Annotated in this window: 12 protein-coding genes; 1 reads left to right on the top strand and 11 read right to left on the bottom strand. The window is 34.1% G+C overall.

Annotation, left to right across the window (positions count from 1 at the left end; all coding sequences use genetic code 11):
- Nucleotide 1: 1 nt before the first annotated feature.
- Nucleotides 2-1,282 (bottom strand): ABC transporter permease subunit, encoded by a 1,281-nt coding sequence (locus AC4BBX_RS10305; RefSeq protein ID WP_490453740.1) that lies wholly within the window; start codon nucleotides 1,280-1,282, stop codon nucleotides 2-4.
- 90 nt (nucleotides 1,283-1,372) lie between these two features.
- Nucleotides 1,373-2,647, bottom strand: coding sequence for a galactooligosaccharide ABC transporter substrate-binding protein GanS (ganS, locus tag AC4BBX_RS10300; protein WP_490453739.1), 1,275 nt, complete (start codon nucleotides 2,645-2,647; stop codon nucleotides 1,373-1,375).
- Between the two features lie 249 nt (nucleotides 2,648-2,896).
- On the opposite strand from ganS, the gene AC4BBX_RS10295 reads away from it, so the two are divergent.
- Complete coding sequence (locus AC4BBX_RS10295; protein WP_490453738.1) at nucleotides 2,897-3,895, top strand: LacI family DNA-binding transcriptional regulator; 999 nt, start codon at nucleotides 2,897-2,899, stop codon at nucleotides 3,893-3,895.
- A gap of 63 nt (nucleotides 3,896-3,958) precedes the next feature.
- Here AC4BBX_RS10295 and AC4BBX_RS10290 read toward each other — a convergent pair whose 3' ends face one another.
- From AC4BBX_RS10290 to yghU, 9 genes are all read right to left on the bottom strand, one after another.
- Entirely contained in the window at nucleotides 3,959-4,705 is a 747-nt protein-coding gene (locus AC4BBX_RS10290) for a class I SAM-dependent methyltransferase (protein WP_490453737.1), read from the bottom strand.
- A 221-nt stretch (nucleotides 4,706-4,926) separates the two neighbouring features.
- Nucleotides 4,927-5,976, bottom strand: coding sequence for a sugar-transfer associated ATP-grasp domain-containing protein (locus tag AC4BBX_RS10285; protein ID WP_490453736.1), 1,050 nt, complete (start codon nucleotides 5,974-5,976; stop codon nucleotides 4,927-4,929).
- Nucleotides 5,977-5,987: 11 nt separating this feature from the next.
- Nucleotides 5,988-7,106, bottom strand: coding sequence for a CDP-glycerol glycerophosphotransferase family protein (locus AC4BBX_RS10280; RefSeq protein WP_490453735.1), 1,119 nt, complete (start codon nucleotides 7,104-7,106; stop codon nucleotides 5,988-5,990).
- 30 nt (nucleotides 7,107-7,136) lie between these two features.
- Nucleotides 7,137-7,748: a glycosyltransferase family protein gene (locus AC4BBX_RS10275; RefSeq protein ID WP_490453734.1), complete on the bottom strand. Its 612-nt coding sequence runs from the start codon at nucleotides 7,746-7,748 to the stop codon at nucleotides 7,137-7,139.
- The gene (locus AC4BBX_RS10270; RefSeq protein WP_490453733.1) at nucleotides 7,745-9,037 is read right to left on the bottom strand and encodes a CapA family protein; all 1,293 of its coding nucleotides are present in this window, start codon (nucleotides 9,035-9,037) and stop codon (nucleotides 7,745-7,747) included. The genes AC4BBX_RS10275 and AC4BBX_RS10270 overlap by 4 nt, the downstream gene beginning before the upstream one ends.
- On the bottom strand, nucleotides 9,027-10,166 hold the full coding sequence (locus AC4BBX_RS10265; protein ID WP_490453732.1) for a sugar-transfer associated ATP-grasp domain-containing protein: 1,140 nt from the start codon (nucleotides 10,164-10,166) through the stop codon (nucleotides 9,027-9,029). Before AC4BBX_RS10265 ends, AC4BBX_RS10270 begins: the two co-directional genes overlap by 11 nt.
- A gap of 249 nt (nucleotides 10,167-10,415) precedes the next feature.
- The gene (locus AC4BBX_RS10260; RefSeq protein WP_490455805.1) at nucleotides 10,416-12,023 is read right to left on the bottom strand and encodes a tetratricopeptide repeat-containing diguanylate cyclase; all 1,608 of its coding nucleotides are present in this window, start codon (nucleotides 12,021-12,023) and stop codon (nucleotides 10,416-10,418) included.
- 178 nt (nucleotides 12,024-12,201) lie between these two features.
- Nucleotides 12,202-12,768 (bottom strand): ClbS/DfsB family four-helix bundle protein, encoded by a 567-nt coding sequence (locus AC4BBX_RS10255; RefSeq protein WP_490453731.1) that lies wholly within the window; start codon nucleotides 12,766-12,768, stop codon nucleotides 12,202-12,204.
- A gap of 135 nt (nucleotides 12,769-12,903) precedes the next feature.
- Entirely contained in the window at nucleotides 12,904-13,686 is a 783-nt protein-coding gene (yghU, locus tag AC4BBX_RS10250) for a glutathione-dependent disulfide-bond oxidoreductase (RefSeq protein ID WP_490453730.1), read from the bottom strand.
- Nucleotides 13,687-14,031 lie beyond the last annotated feature (345 nt).

The raw sequence follows: 14,031 nt of genomic DNA, 5'->3' as shown, positions 1-14,031 counted from the left end.
ATCATACTTCCTCCTTAAATGAGTCTGTACGTCTAAATTGCCAAATTGCAATACCAATGACAAATACAGAAAGTAAAATTGTTAATGCAGCTGCTAATGCATATTGACTATTTTGCATTGTTAACTTATATATCCAAGATACTAAAATATCCGTTCCGCCAGCAGTTGATCCAGGAACTGCTGGCCCACCTGCATTAAATAAGTAAATAATATTAAAATTATTAAAGTTGAACGTATACTGTGTAATGATAATTGGCGCCATCGCATAAAGGACTAATGGCAACGTAATATTTTTGAATTTTTGAAATGCCGATGCACCATCAATTGTGGCCGCTTCATATAAATCATCTGGAATCGACTGCAAAGTTCCTGTCGTCACGATAAAGATATACGGAAATCCTAACCATCCTTGAATTATCAATAAGGCAATTCTCGTCCAATTCACATCAGTTAACCAAGGAATCGGTGATATGTTAAAAAAGCTTAAAATAGAATGATTAATTGCACCAAAACTATCATTGAACATCCCGGCAAAAACTAAGATTGTAACAAATCCAGGAACTGCCCATGGCAGAACTAAAATCGTTCTAAATAGTTTTTTAAAACGCAATTCCTTTTGATGAATAACTACGGCTAAGAAAACCCCGATTGAAACTTGTAATGTAGATGCTAAAAGTGTCCACACCACGGTCCATCCTAGTACATTAAAAAATGTACTTCTCCAAATATCCACCGTAAATATTTGTTTGAAAGTATCCAAGCCCACCCAATCAGCCAAGTTGGCCGGAGCTGAATGATATAAATCATAGTTTGTAAAGGCTATAGCAACACTAAATAGAATCGGAAAAATAACCGAAAAAACGAGCAGGAAAAATGCGGGACTACTCAATAAATATGGATACCCGTCATGTAATAATGCTTGGTAACTTTCTCTAATTGAATTTACCTTCAAATTTTTATCAATTAATTCCCCATTTTTATAAGCATCATTGATATTGATATAATAAAACAGCAAACCAAATGCTATCACAATGGCTGCAATTAACCCTTCTGCCAGTAAAAAGACAGAATTATCTCGTGGTAATTCTGTTCCTAGTGTAATTAACCCCCATATCCCCATATTAAATAAATCTTTAAAAACAAATAAGTACATAACAAAAAAGAATAAGAATAGCATTCCTTTAATTTTTTGGCGGTTATACAGTTGTCCAATTCCGGGAATTATCGATAATAATGCTGCTTTTTTTGCATGAGAGGTGGTCGTTTTCTTTACATTTTCCATATTCAATTCTCTCCTCTTCAACTAAGTCCTTAAAATAGGCGGTTGGGTTCGAATGGAAGATCCGAACACTTTCCGCCTTCTTCATATAATTTAATTACCTGAACCATTTGCCGCTATTGCTGATTCAATTTGAGCAACTGCCTCTGTTAATGCCTCAGCAGGTTGCGCTTTACCTGTTGCTATTGTTTGTAAAGCTGCATCAATTGGTTCCCATACTGAATTCATAGCTGTGATACCAGGGGTTAATTGTGCATATTTCGATTGTTCTGCAATTGCCACTGCACTTTCACTGGATGTAACTGATTCATCATCAGCCAAAGCCTCGACAGCCGGAACTTCTTTGGTTTTTTCATATCGTGTTTTAGAATTTTCTTCATTCGCAATAAATTTGACAAATTCTTCAGCTAACTCACCGTTCTTTGTGTAAGAACTAACGTTATAACTTTTCACTCCAATGAAAGAACCCATATGTTCCCCGTTTGGTAGTAGAGGTAATTCTGTCACACCGTAGTTGACTCCCGCCTCTGCATAAGGTTCTAAATTCCATGGTCCAGAAATAACTGCTGCCGCTTTTCCTTCAGTAAATAAAGAATCGAGAACATTAATTCCTTGCTCCCCTATAATTCCAGTTGGAAATACTTTTGATTCGTAAAACTCTTGAATATATGCCGCACCTTCAATAGCGCTATCTGTTGCCAAACCAATATCTGAAGTATTATACACTCCGTTTTCATCCATACCAAAAACATAACTGCCATAACCACTTAATACTCCTTGAGCATAATAAATTTGATCCCATAGAGCTAGTAATCCATAGGTTTTCCCATCAGTTATTTCTTTTGAATAGGCCAACCATTCATCCGTTGTTTTTGGTAGTTGGTCTTCAGGAAGAATATCTTTGTTGTAATATAGAATTTGAGTCTCTACAGCTTTAGGTAATCCAAACGTTTTTCCATCTACTATTTGAGATTGCATAGCAGCTTCTGTATAAATATCTTTTGTCGATTGATCAATGGTTAACTCTCTTAACAAACCTTCTGTAACAGCAGTGCCTATTTGATCACCAGGAATGGTAATGACATCTGGACCAGTCCCTGCTGGACCATCCAATCGTAAATCCTCAATTTGTCCACCATATGCTTTTTCTACTACTTTAATCTTCACATCATGTTCTTTTTCAAAAAGAGCAACAGCTTCCTCAATTCCCGAAGCTTTATCTTGGTCTTCCCAGATTAATAAATCATATTCACTATTTCCAGATGTGGGTAACGAAGAATTCTCTGAACTCCCACTTTCTTTCGGCCCACAAGCTGCCAATGTTAAAAGTAACGCACTACTTAAAAATATTTTCGTCAATTTTCTCATGTTCTTCCATCCTTTTTTTATTTTTTGGAAACGCTATCTATTTACATGATAAATTATTTTAATCTTTTTGTAAATACTTTTATTAAAAAAATTTACTAACTTAGTAAATTTTTTTATTTGAAAAACAGTGATTTTATATCCATTAAATCTAAAGGTTCTTGTAAAGCAATTTATGATTTAGTAAAATAATTTACTAAATCCATTTACTAAAGTACTTTTTTAGATTATACTATTCATGAGGTGGATTTAATGATTACGATAAAAAAAATCGCTGAGAAATCTGGGTTTTCTCAAGCTACTGTTTCCAGATTACTTAACGGAGATGAAACTCTATCAATTGCTGATGAAACAAAACAAAGAATAATTGATACCGCTCTTTCTTTAGGTTATGAGCGCTCCAAAATAAAAACAACTTTAGAAAAAATAGCCGTTTTATTTTGGATGACTGAACAAGAAGAGTTACAAGATATATATTTTCATAAGCTTCGACTTTCGTTAGAAAAATACGGCAAACAAAATAATTTAGAAATTCAAATGATTAAGCATGAAGATGGAATCGAAGAGATAGACCCATCTATTCACGGTTTTATTGGTATTGGTTCTTTTACCAGTAAAGAACTCTATCAACTAAAAGAAAAGTACCCTAATGGTGTCATTCTAGAAGTAAATCCACAACCAGAAATTTTTGATACAGTCAAACCGGATACCGACCGAATGACCTACTTGGCTCTAAATCATTTAATCAAAAAAGGTTATCAGCGCATTGGTTTTATTGGTGGAAATTACCATAATCCTGACACGGATCAGGAAGACTTGGATAGTCGGGAAATTATTTTCCGCCAATATCTTAGTCAAAAAGGGTTATTAAACGACAACTATATTTTTTCATCTGGACATTTCACCGTTAAGCAAGGATACGAGCTTACACTAGAATTGATTGAAAAACTCGATTCAATTCCAGAGGCCTTCTTTATCCCATCAGATACAATTGCTGTTGGTGCACTACAAGCTTTTAATGAAAAAGGTATTTCAATTCCAGATAGTTTAGAAATAATCAGTATAAATGATAACGACATCGCTAAATTTGTTTCTCCGCCATTAACAACTTTTAGAATTGATGTTAATGAAATTGCCAAAACTTCTATTGATTTACTTGTGGAGCAAATCGTTGCTCCAAGAACCATCACAAAGACTGTACTTGTCGGTTCCGAACTAATTGTGCGCAAAAGTTTTATTCCTTTAAAATAAATCAGCTTTTTTGAAATCAGTCCAAAAAAATCGAGTCGCACTTTTCATGCGACTCGATTATTTTTATTTCTTCAATACCATCATATATCGATGTTCTACCGAGCTGATGTATCCAAACTGGTCAATCTCTTGTTGTAACTCCAGTAAAGAGTCTACACATTTATCAACAGAAAAATTCGAAAACTCCCACTCAATAATTGATGCGTAATAAGCAATCGCTCCTACATCAAAAAATTTTAATTCAGCTAAACACTCGTCTCCTATCAGTACCTGAAAATCGTGTTTTTCTGCTTGTTCTAATTGATAGCTTAATTTGTTCCGCAAATCTGCCTGCAATTCTTGCTTTAACAACCGTTTAGAAAATTCTCGATTGTTTTCACAGCCAACTTGCTGGGTAATAAATATCCCTTCTGGCTTAAGCACTCGCTTTACTTCATCCAAACGATAGCTTTCATGACGATTAATTACACAATCAAAATGGTTATCTGGGTAAAGCAATCGATCATCTTCATCGACAAATTTTACGGTAATTCCTAGTAGTTCTAGTTTTTTCTGACATAATTCATAATTGGGTAGATAGCCCTCGGTTACTGAAGTTTGTTGGTAGGGATGGGCTAAAGTTAAGAGGAGTTCGCCTCCACCAGTGCCCATATCTAATAGTTCATCGGTCATCTTTACATACTGTTTGACGATTTTTTCATAGTCCCAAGGTAACGAATCCATTTCCCAACGATTGTCTAAGTAAGAAAAATCCCAACCCGCTATAGAACGTGAGGCTTCTTGACGCCAACTTTCAATTAATTTTTTCATTTTGTCTATCCTCTCGTAAATTCATTTTTTATATGATTACGATACGATAAACTGCGACTTTATTACTCGATACGTTGTCGCATTTATCGTATCGAGTAGTTAATTCGTTTCATCACCAAAACTCCTTTTTTATTATTTTACCAGATACAGAATAAAATTCTTCATGTTAATTTCAATCCTACTCAAAAAAGTGAAAAAGAAATATTCTTTTCCACTTTTTCCTACTTTATCACACCATGATCCCTATAAAAATCACCTAACTCACCGTACCGTTGTGGACCCCAAATTTGGATAATATTCACCCCAGATGAGGTATTGGCTTCTACCATCGAAATGCCTCCCTGTTTATTCGGTAAAATATCCCAACCGATAAAATTCAGATAAGGAAATTGATTGGAGACTGCTAACACTTCCTCCATAATCTTTTGCCAATTGGGAATGATTACTCCTGCGATTGGTTGTTTCGAATCTGGATGAAATGAATGTTCACCTAGAGCTTGAATGGATTTGGCCACACTAAGTTCACCGGTTTCTAAATCAATCTTGCTAATTAATCCCCCACGACTGCCATTATCCACTGGAATCGAAGCCTTCACACCAATACGTTGAATCGCAAATATTACTTTAAATTGTTTGGTGGCAGAATCTTTTACAGTGATTATTCGAATTGTGTTACTAGTTTTATCATAAATATCATCTAAGTAAGCTGCTTGCTCAATACTTGGTGTCGCAAACCAATTTTGACTTCGATTTAACTGTTCAATAATTCTATCAGAAGAAATCGCCTGTCTGTCCTGATAAAATTGATGATTACTATATTCTAATAAATGAACCCCATTGCCCTTACCTAAGCTAATTGGTTTGACATAGACTCGTCGATGTTTTTTTACTTCATCTAAAAAAGCGACTAGCGTGTGGTCATCTGATTGGTAATTGCTAAGATTCTTTTTATTTTTGACAAATAAAGTTGGTGGCACATCAATCGTATGCTTAAATACATCTGCACAAACCAATTTATTGTTTAACATCCCATCAAAAGGTTCATTAATATATCTTGACTTATACCAATCAAATTCGGATAAATAGTCTTTTTTATTCTGGTGCTGTAAATCATAAATCACATATTGATCCGCGACGTATCCCCCACGAAAGTTGAGTGCTAGTTTCCGCCAAAAGGGCACTTTAAAATGATTTTTGGCAAAAATAATTCTTACCCAGAACAATAATAACAATTTACATTTTCTTTCAAATTTTTTAATGAGACTGATCATGATTTCTCCATTTATAAAAGTTCTTCGATTAGTGTAACGATATTTTTTGTCGATTTTCCTAATTCTTTCGGTAATACGAGCTGCTTAAACTTCCTGAAAGTTTGGAAATCGTAGTTTCCTGTATTGATTGATTCATGAATTTGTTCCCCATCTAAAGTTACTAAAGACGGAACCGCTTGTTTTAAATCTAAGTTCAAACCATTTTCAGCTAAATACTTATCGTAATCGTTTAAATAAAACAGTGTTTTAAGATCAATTAACGCTGCTTCAAAAGCAATGGAAGAATAGTCTGTAACTAAATATTCTGCTAGCGGTAAGAGCTGTGTTGCCGAGTACTCTTCAATAACTAAAATACGATCATCCTGTACTTCTTCTTTATGCACATCATGCGGATGAAATTTTAAAATCAAATTGCAATTTTCATAATCAAAATCCTTCAAAAAACTACTGATACCCACGGATCTAGTTCTTCTAAAAGTTGGGGCATAGAGAATATTCTTTTTCCCATTATCAAGAATCGGATACTTACTTCTAATCTCTTGTTGTAAATCAGCCTTTTTCTCTAGTAAATAATCCATTCTTGGCAAACCAAAATTTTTCAGTTTATCTTCTGTTACGTTAAAGGATTGGCAATAATAGGGATTCCAATACTGGGCACCTGCCACAATGTAGTCATAATTTTGATGCATTTTCAAAGCTCGAGACAATACTTCATCTCGTCCTCCTGCTTTACCCAATGTTTGATAACCAGATTTTTTAATTTTTCCAATCGCATGCCAAATTTGAATGACTTTAAAATTCGGTTTATGATTCAGGACAGACACTGGAATGATATAGGTATCAATCACACAAACTTGTGAACGCGCCATAACAAAAAGTTGCTTTAAAATATGGAAGTAATATTTGAGATAACCTAACTTGTTTTTTTCCATTTCTTTACACAGCACAACAACTGGAACACGACACTTATTCAACTCTGCAATGAGTAGTTCAAAATCAGTGGACGGTACTGAACTTTGACGACTGATAAAAACAACTTGATTTTTTGATGGCAATAATTTTAGAAAAAAATAGATTACTTTTAAATGTAAAACAAATACCTGTAAGCCAATCGTTTTTAGTTTATCCATTACGCTTAAACGCTCCTCTTTGGGATTTCTTTATTTGAAATAAGTACGAATAAAACTCTTATAATCTTGTGGTGTATTAAAATCGTGTGTTTTATCTTCAAACAATACAAAATGGTCTTTAATTTGAATTTTTTTAAAGGATAATCCTTCAAAAGATTGATAGAGTTGCCAACCAATGCATTTGGAGATTTTCCCCTCTAAATAAAGCTGTCTGACTTGTTGGACATGTGTAATCATTTCTTTCTTGTTATTTACTTTGAGTGCCACAATTTTTTCTAAAGTACCAAAGAACAATAGAGAGTCATTGGACTTTTTAACAATTTTGCGTAGGGCTTTTTTAGTATAATAGGTGTCTCCATACAGAAAGCAAACACCCTTATCAATTAATTCAAAGGTAAAACGATCGATTTCTAGTTCATTGTTCAGTGGTTCATACCGACGAACACCTTCAAATTCATATTTAGGATTGTGTGATGTGACGATAATTTTTGCAGAAGGATCTAATTTTTTCACTAAACGAATCGTCCGTTCAATAATCGGCTCGCCTTTTACCTCAGCAAAATGTTTTTCAATCCCTTGATAGTTGTTCCAACGTTTACCTTTTCCATCCGCCATAATAATATAGGTTGTTGTTTTACTCATTGATAAACATTTCCCCCACGATTAAAAAGTTTGTTACTAATTCGACCCATACGAAGAACCATCTTCCGATAATTTTTTTGCCTGTTAAAAAATACAGTACGGACCACTTTTTTTAATTGTTTCTTCGTTTGTTTAACTAGGTGTCGCGACTTTTTTTTCTGTAATATTTCTTGAACAGTCTTCTCTTCGATATTTTCATTAAAAATCACTTCCGATGGTTCCTCGCTAATGCCTTGCAATAACATCTGATAACGTTCAGCCTGTACTATACGTTCTTGTTGTTCTAGTTTACGTTGTCTTTTTCCTTCTTTCATTTGTTCCAATTCAGTCCTTCGTAGCAGCTTAGCATTTTCTAGAACTTGGGGTTTTCGAGCCGCTTCATAAGTCCAAAGTTTGCGGTAATTTTTTGGTTGAATTTCCATAAAAAATGGACTTTTTTCTCCCGGTTCAATGACTAATGCTTCACGATTGATTTGAATCGGACACGAATCAAACGTATAGTTTTCTTTGTAAAAATTTAGGCCAACTAACATTCCCTGATCCGTCCCTGTCTGTACTCGTTGATAGGTACTATCAAAAATAAAATTACCTAAAGAATAAAAGACGAGTTTGTCTCCAAAGTACTCATAGCCTTGAACCACATGAGGATGATGAGCGACAATTACATCAATATCTAATTTAAGGAACTTTTTGATTAACTTCCGAGTATAGGGCATTGGTGCGTGCAGAAATTCATCCCCTCCATGATAAACTAAAACAATCCAATCCACTTGTGGTCGTAATTCTTTTAACCGTTGTTCAATATCTTCCACCATAGTTTCATGTAGAGGACCGATAAAATTTTTCGTCAACTTTCTTAACTGTTTATACTGCACGCTTAAAATACCGACCTTGATCTCTTCACCAATAATGACATAGGACGAGGCTTCTTCTCGGTTGCTTCCTCCGCCAATAAAGGCTATGTCTCGTTTCTTGGTTTCTTCAAGAGAATCTAAAAAACCGACTGATTTATAATCCATCATATGATTATTGGCAAATGAGAGAACCGGATATTTAAATTTGTCTTTAATAAAATTTAGTGCTTCTGGATCTGTTCGATGAGCTAGTCTTTTCTTCCTAGTATGCCTAAGAGGTGTGATCGGACTTTCATAATTGATCACTGTCCCATCACTTTGATTACAAAAATCTAAAATTTCCGAATGAATCAACGTCTCTTTTTGATACGCTTTTTGGAAAAAGGCACTAAAAGACATATCTCCAGTAAAGGTAATTCTTGTTTTAACTTCCATTTTCTATTAACTCCCGATCAAAAATTTCTTCTATTTCTTGATATTGATGTAGACGACCATTAATTGTGGTAATCTGAGCAGTCAAACACTGTGGCCGTGAATTAGCTTCAACAAAGTCCCAGCCCTTGTCACTGTAAGCAAAATCCCAACCAACTAATCGAACTTGAGGGATTACACTAGATAATTCTTTAACCAATTCAAGTAATTGGTTCCACTCTGGTAACTGTAAACCGATTATTTTAACCCCTGTATCAGGATGAAATAGATGGGACTTTCCTAGATAATCCCGACCTTGTTCATATAAAATTCCTGTTTCAGGATCAACCATCGCACCTAGTCCACCACCACTCATATTGTCAGTATGGCTACCTCCCATGCCCATTCGGAAAAAGACCCATTGGATGATTACTTCCCCATCTTGTTTTCTAAAAGCAACCACTCGTGTTGTATTCACAGACTGCGGATGGATTTGAGCGATTTCTAACGATTGTTGGATTAATTCTTCCAGCACACAATAACCTTTATAAATAATCATTTTGAATAATTCTTCTAAACTTTCGTATTCTTCTATGTTATAAATCACAACACCATTACCACCATAGTCATCTGATGGTTTATAGATAAAACGTGGATGTTTCGTCACAAATGCTAAGAAAGTGGAATAGTCACTTTCATCATACAAAGCAATCACATCCCGCTTGTAATACTTTTTAAACTTACGGTAGGTTTCCGTCTTTTTATTAAAATAGCCTAAATAATTAGGATTATTAAACTTACGATAAAACGGGTATTTATTTCCTCGCGTAATATACAACTTTCGACCACTAGGAGATAGCTTTTCAAATTGGTACGTAAAATATTCACGGGCATTAATTTGATACATAAATCGACAATAAAGAATTTCATTGTAAATCTTATTAATCTTTCTAGAATTCTCGGCATCTTCTGGAGGGATATTAGCTAAAATAACTTTCACTGCACTTTTTTTGCGCTTTTTGTATCGTCCAAAACTAATTAACACGATTTTATAAGCCATAACTAAAAATAGTTTTGAAATCTTAGATGTTGGTTCTAAACGAACAATTGCTTTTCGTAACGCAATTGCAACTCTCCTTAATCTTTTCGACATGACACTTTCCCTTCGACAAATAATGACTATTTTCATTTGAAAATAACTATCTCTACCATATACTGACAATGTAAATATTAAATTGTTATTTCGTTTAAAGTATGTAAAGTTTGTTGTATTTCAGTCAATCCAAACTTTAGCTCTCTGAGCGAAGGGATTGACCCTGTGATATTTGTTAAAATAAGCAAAATTATAATTTCATGAACTATTCTCTGCTCAACAAAAAAAGACTAACGAAATCCTTCTTCTTTAGGATTCCATTAGTCTCTTTTTATTTTCTAATAATTGAATGCTATTTTTTCCCTTTTGTTTGCTAAGATACAACGCTTGATCCGCTAAATCGAAATAGTCTTCCATCGTATCTTCATTTTCAGGAAAGCCAATATATATTCCTTGAGAAATAGTCATTTGCATTTCTTTTTTCTCTTTAGAGGAAGGGATATTTAGCTTCATCACTTCTTGTCGTAATCGTTCAGCAATCTGCAAAATCTCGTCTTCGTTTTTATTTTCATAGACAATTACAAACTCATCTCCACCGTACCTTGCACAAAAGAGTTCTTTGTCATTCATTTGGTGTAATAGACCAGATAAGGCCAGAAGATATAAATCGCCCTCTTGGTGACCAAGAATATCATTAAAACCCTTAAAGCTATCAATATCCAACACTTCAACTGCTAATATAGTTTGAGTTTCCTTTGCTTTCATCAAAGCTTCATTAAAATAGCTTTCAAACCAACTTCGATTTGGTAAATTCGTTAAGAAATCTCGTCTAGATTTTTCAAATAATATGTCTCTTTCAGATTGAATTTTTCGATTTTTATCTCTAATCTGTTCCAATTCTTCTCGTAGAATAATATCATTTTTTAAGGTTGTTTTCGTTTCAAGTGCTAGCTGTTTACCTAATCTAAAATACTCTTCATAAGCCTTCGCTAAATTTTCACTATTTTCTACTTTTTGGAAATAATAAATTTTGTAAGTTAAAGTACGCATCAATAAAGTGGTTAGTTCAGACTGAATTAACACTTCATCAATAATTATTAATAAACGCCACAAAGATTCCCAATATTCAATCTTATAAAGAAGCTCCAATAGCGCAAAAATTTCATCAAATACGCCCAAGAGTGAATCCGAGTCTTCTATCGCCAGTATAATTTTTTCAATTTGCTCATCTCTTATTTGAATGTTATTTAACTCATTGTTATAACGAATTTCAAAAGAATAGGCCGCAATCACAGAATCACTATGAAATTTTGCAGTGTTTCCATCTCTTTTTTTAAACCAATGATGGGCACTTTCAACGTCTCCCAATTCTAAGTAAAATTCTGCCAAATTACTATAAATTGTGCTTTCGTTGCGTCGAATATCTGTAATATTTGGAGATTGATATAATTCCTCTAGGGCTAATTCCATATAAGTGATGGCTTTTTCAATCTCTCCCACAGTACGATAAACATTCGCCATATTAGAATGAATAATTCCAGCCATATAATGCTCATTTCCTTGCGTTGCGTACCTCAGTCCCATTAAATAATAGTCCATTGCAATAGAAGAATTCGAAGCATACGTTGCCACAATGCCTAGAATGTTATAAGATTTCGCCAATAACTTATAAGCATCCACTCGTAGCTGATACTCTAATCCTAGAATTAAGTTGTCATTAAAATCACGGTGACGATTTTCAATAAAATGCGCTTCTGCCAAATAATAATAGGCAAATCCTAGCAAATAATCATCTTTGAGTTCTTGTCCAATTTCAATCAATTGCTCACTCAATAAACGAGTTTCACTTGTATTTGAAAAATGAAATTCTTCAATTTTACTGATTATTGCCAAAACATCTTCTGTATAGGATTGCATCAATTCGTAGTACTCCTCTCACAAAGCATCTTCCATCTAAGTCTTTCAATTTACTTATAACAGAATAACACATTTAGGTCATTATAGTGTGAATTTTATTAAAAAACAATGTAAATATAATGAAAAAAATTGTACAAAAATCCTCCTGATTTCTTTTATCCGGAGGAATTAATAGCTTTTATTTAATTTCTTGATAATCGACATAACTACCATGTTTTTTCACTTGTTTCAACTTCTTAATTGCCCAATCATAATGACTTGAAGTTGCTGAAACACAATAACTTCCTAGAGTTGTCGTTCCTGTCCATGAAAAAAATCTTTTTGTAAATAATTGTTCATCAGAAAAAACTTCAATAAGTTCCACTACCTCTTTGTGACTATCATTCAATATTTTTTTTGCTTCTAGTAACAACGTTGTTTGATGTTTTTCCCAGAATTCAATATTCAATTGTCCATAGGTTTGCCAATTATATGCAGCTGGTAAAAAAGGTGTTAGTTCTTCTTGTTGGTTTTTTTTAACCCAGTTTAATAACAATTGATGCCACTCATATAGATGAACTAAAATGTCTCTTAAATTTTTGTCTCGTTTCCAATGTTCTCCTTTTTGCTTTGCTAAAAAATCTTCACTAAATATAAATATGGATTGTTGTTCCTTTTCTGTCATTTCATTCATTAAGTTCTGTAATTCGGAGTACTTCTTGTTAGCAGCTTCTATCAACTCAGTTTTTGTTTTTGGCCTTGCCATATAAATGCCTCCTTTGATCTACATGTGAATTATTGATCTTTATCAACTTATTATACCTGAAAAAAAATAATTCGGATAGATATCTTAACATACAAAAGAGCCCTCATAGCTTTACCAAGAGAACTCTTTTGCATTTTATTTAATTTCCTGATAGTCGACGTTGATTCCGTTAATTACACCTTTTCGTTTGGCGATTTTATCTGCCCAAGCTTGTAAGTTTTTGTATTCTTTTACGTCTAAAAATACATCTGCATCACCATACAATCCACCTTGAACCAAACGCCCATACCAAGGCCAGATTGCCATATCCGCAATCGTATATTCATCGCCGGCAATATATTCTTTATTGGCTAATTCACGGTCTAGTACGTCTAGCTGACGTTTGGTTTCCATTGCATAACGGTTGATTGGATACTCTTGCGCAAAAGGAGCATAATGATAAAAATGACCAAAACCACCACCCACAAATGGTGCTGCACCTGTTTGCCAAAACAACCAGTTCATCACTTCTGTCCGCCCAGAAGCATCTTTTGGAAGAAACTTCTCGTACTTTTCAGCTAAATATAATAAAATAGCTACAGATTCAAACACTCGTGTAGGTTTTTCTGTTGAATAATCCATCATAGCTGGAATTTTTGAGTTCGGATTGATTGCGACAAAGTCACTACCAAATTGATCCCCATCACCAATATTAATCTTGTACAAATCATAAGCGACATCTAAGCCAGCTTCCTTCAATTCTTCAAGTAAAATGGTTACCTTCATCCCGTTAGGAGTTCCCAGAGAATATAGTTGTAATGGTGCATCTCCGACTGGAAGTGTTTGTTCAAAGCGACTACCTGCTACAGGTTGATTGCCTTTTTCACTTTTCTCATCTTTTTCCCATTCCCAAACTTTAGGAACTTGATATTCTGACATACAATCTCCTCCTCTTTTATTCAAGTGTATCAATTTCTATTTTTTTAGACAATGAAATCGTATTATGATTTTTCATTCGTACAAAATCATAAACTCCACCATTGGTTGCTTGTTGAATCTCGTATACTTTGACAAACCAGTATTTTCGTAGACTTTGATTGCTCGTTGATTAAACTGAGCCACAGACAGCCAAATTTCTGGATTTTAGATCAGAAATCCTAATCGTAAAGAAACTATCGAAAAAAAATAAATCGTTACTAGATAACTTACGCTAATCAGTGTCATGATACATCCTCCACTTCTATTTTTTCTCATTTATCTTATCAATTATCATCATAGCATAGA

The organism is Enterococcus sp. AMC1157 (genome assembly GCF_058216555.1).
The sequence above is the reverse complement of the archived record's forward strand: the minus strand, read 5'-3'. Positions and strand labels throughout refer to the sequence as shown.

What these genes read in the sequence shown, in the direction of transcription:
- AC4BBX_RS10305 (WP_490453740.1), bottom strand. Translation starts at nt 1,282, where the DNA reads ATGGAAAATGTAAAGAAAACGACCACCTCTCATGCAAAAAAAGCAGCA.
- ganS (WP_490453739.1), bottom strand. Translation starts at nt 2,647, where the DNA reads ATGAGAAAATTGACGAAAATATTTTTAAGTAGTGCGTTACTTTTAACA.
- AC4BBX_RS10295 (WP_490453738.1), top strand. Translation starts at nt 2,897, where the DNA reads ATGATTACGATAAAAAAAATCGCTGAGAAATCTGGGTTTTCTCAAGCT.
- AC4BBX_RS10290 (WP_490453737.1), bottom strand. Translation starts at nt 4,705, where the DNA reads ATGAAAAAATTAATTGAAAGTTGGCGTCAAGAAGCCTCACGTTCTATA.
- AC4BBX_RS10285 (WP_490453736.1), bottom strand. Translation starts at nt 5,976, where the DNA reads ATGATCAGTCTCATTAAAAAATTTGAAAGAAAATGTAAATTGTTATTA.
- AC4BBX_RS10280 (WP_490453735.1), bottom strand. Translation starts at nt 7,106, where the DNA reads ATGGATAAACTAAAAACGATTGGCTTACAGGTATTTGTTTTACATTTA.
- AC4BBX_RS10275 (WP_490453734.1), bottom strand. Translation starts at nt 7,748, where the DNA reads ATGAGTAAAACAACAACCTATATTATTATGGCGGATGGAAAAGGTAAA.
- AC4BBX_RS10270 (WP_490453733.1), bottom strand. Translation starts at nt 9,037, where the DNA reads ATGGAAGTTAAAACAAGAATTACCTTTACTGGAGATATGTCTTTTAGT.
- AC4BBX_RS10265 (WP_490453732.1), bottom strand. Translation starts at nt 10,166, where the DNA reads ATGTCGAAAAGATTAAGGAGAGTTGCAATTGCGTTACGAAAAGCAATT.
- AC4BBX_RS10260 (WP_490455805.1), bottom strand. Translation starts at nt 12,023, where the DNA reads ATGCAATCCTATACAGAAGATGTTTTGGCAATAATCAGTAAAATTGAA.
- AC4BBX_RS10255 (WP_490453731.1), bottom strand. Translation starts at nt 12,768, where the DNA reads ATGGCAAGGCCAAAAACAAAAACTGAGTTGATAGAAGCTGCTAACAAG.
- yghU (WP_490453730.1), bottom strand. Translation starts at nt 13,686, where the DNA reads ATGTCAGAATATCAAGTTCCTAAAGTTTGGGAATGGGAAAAAGATGAG.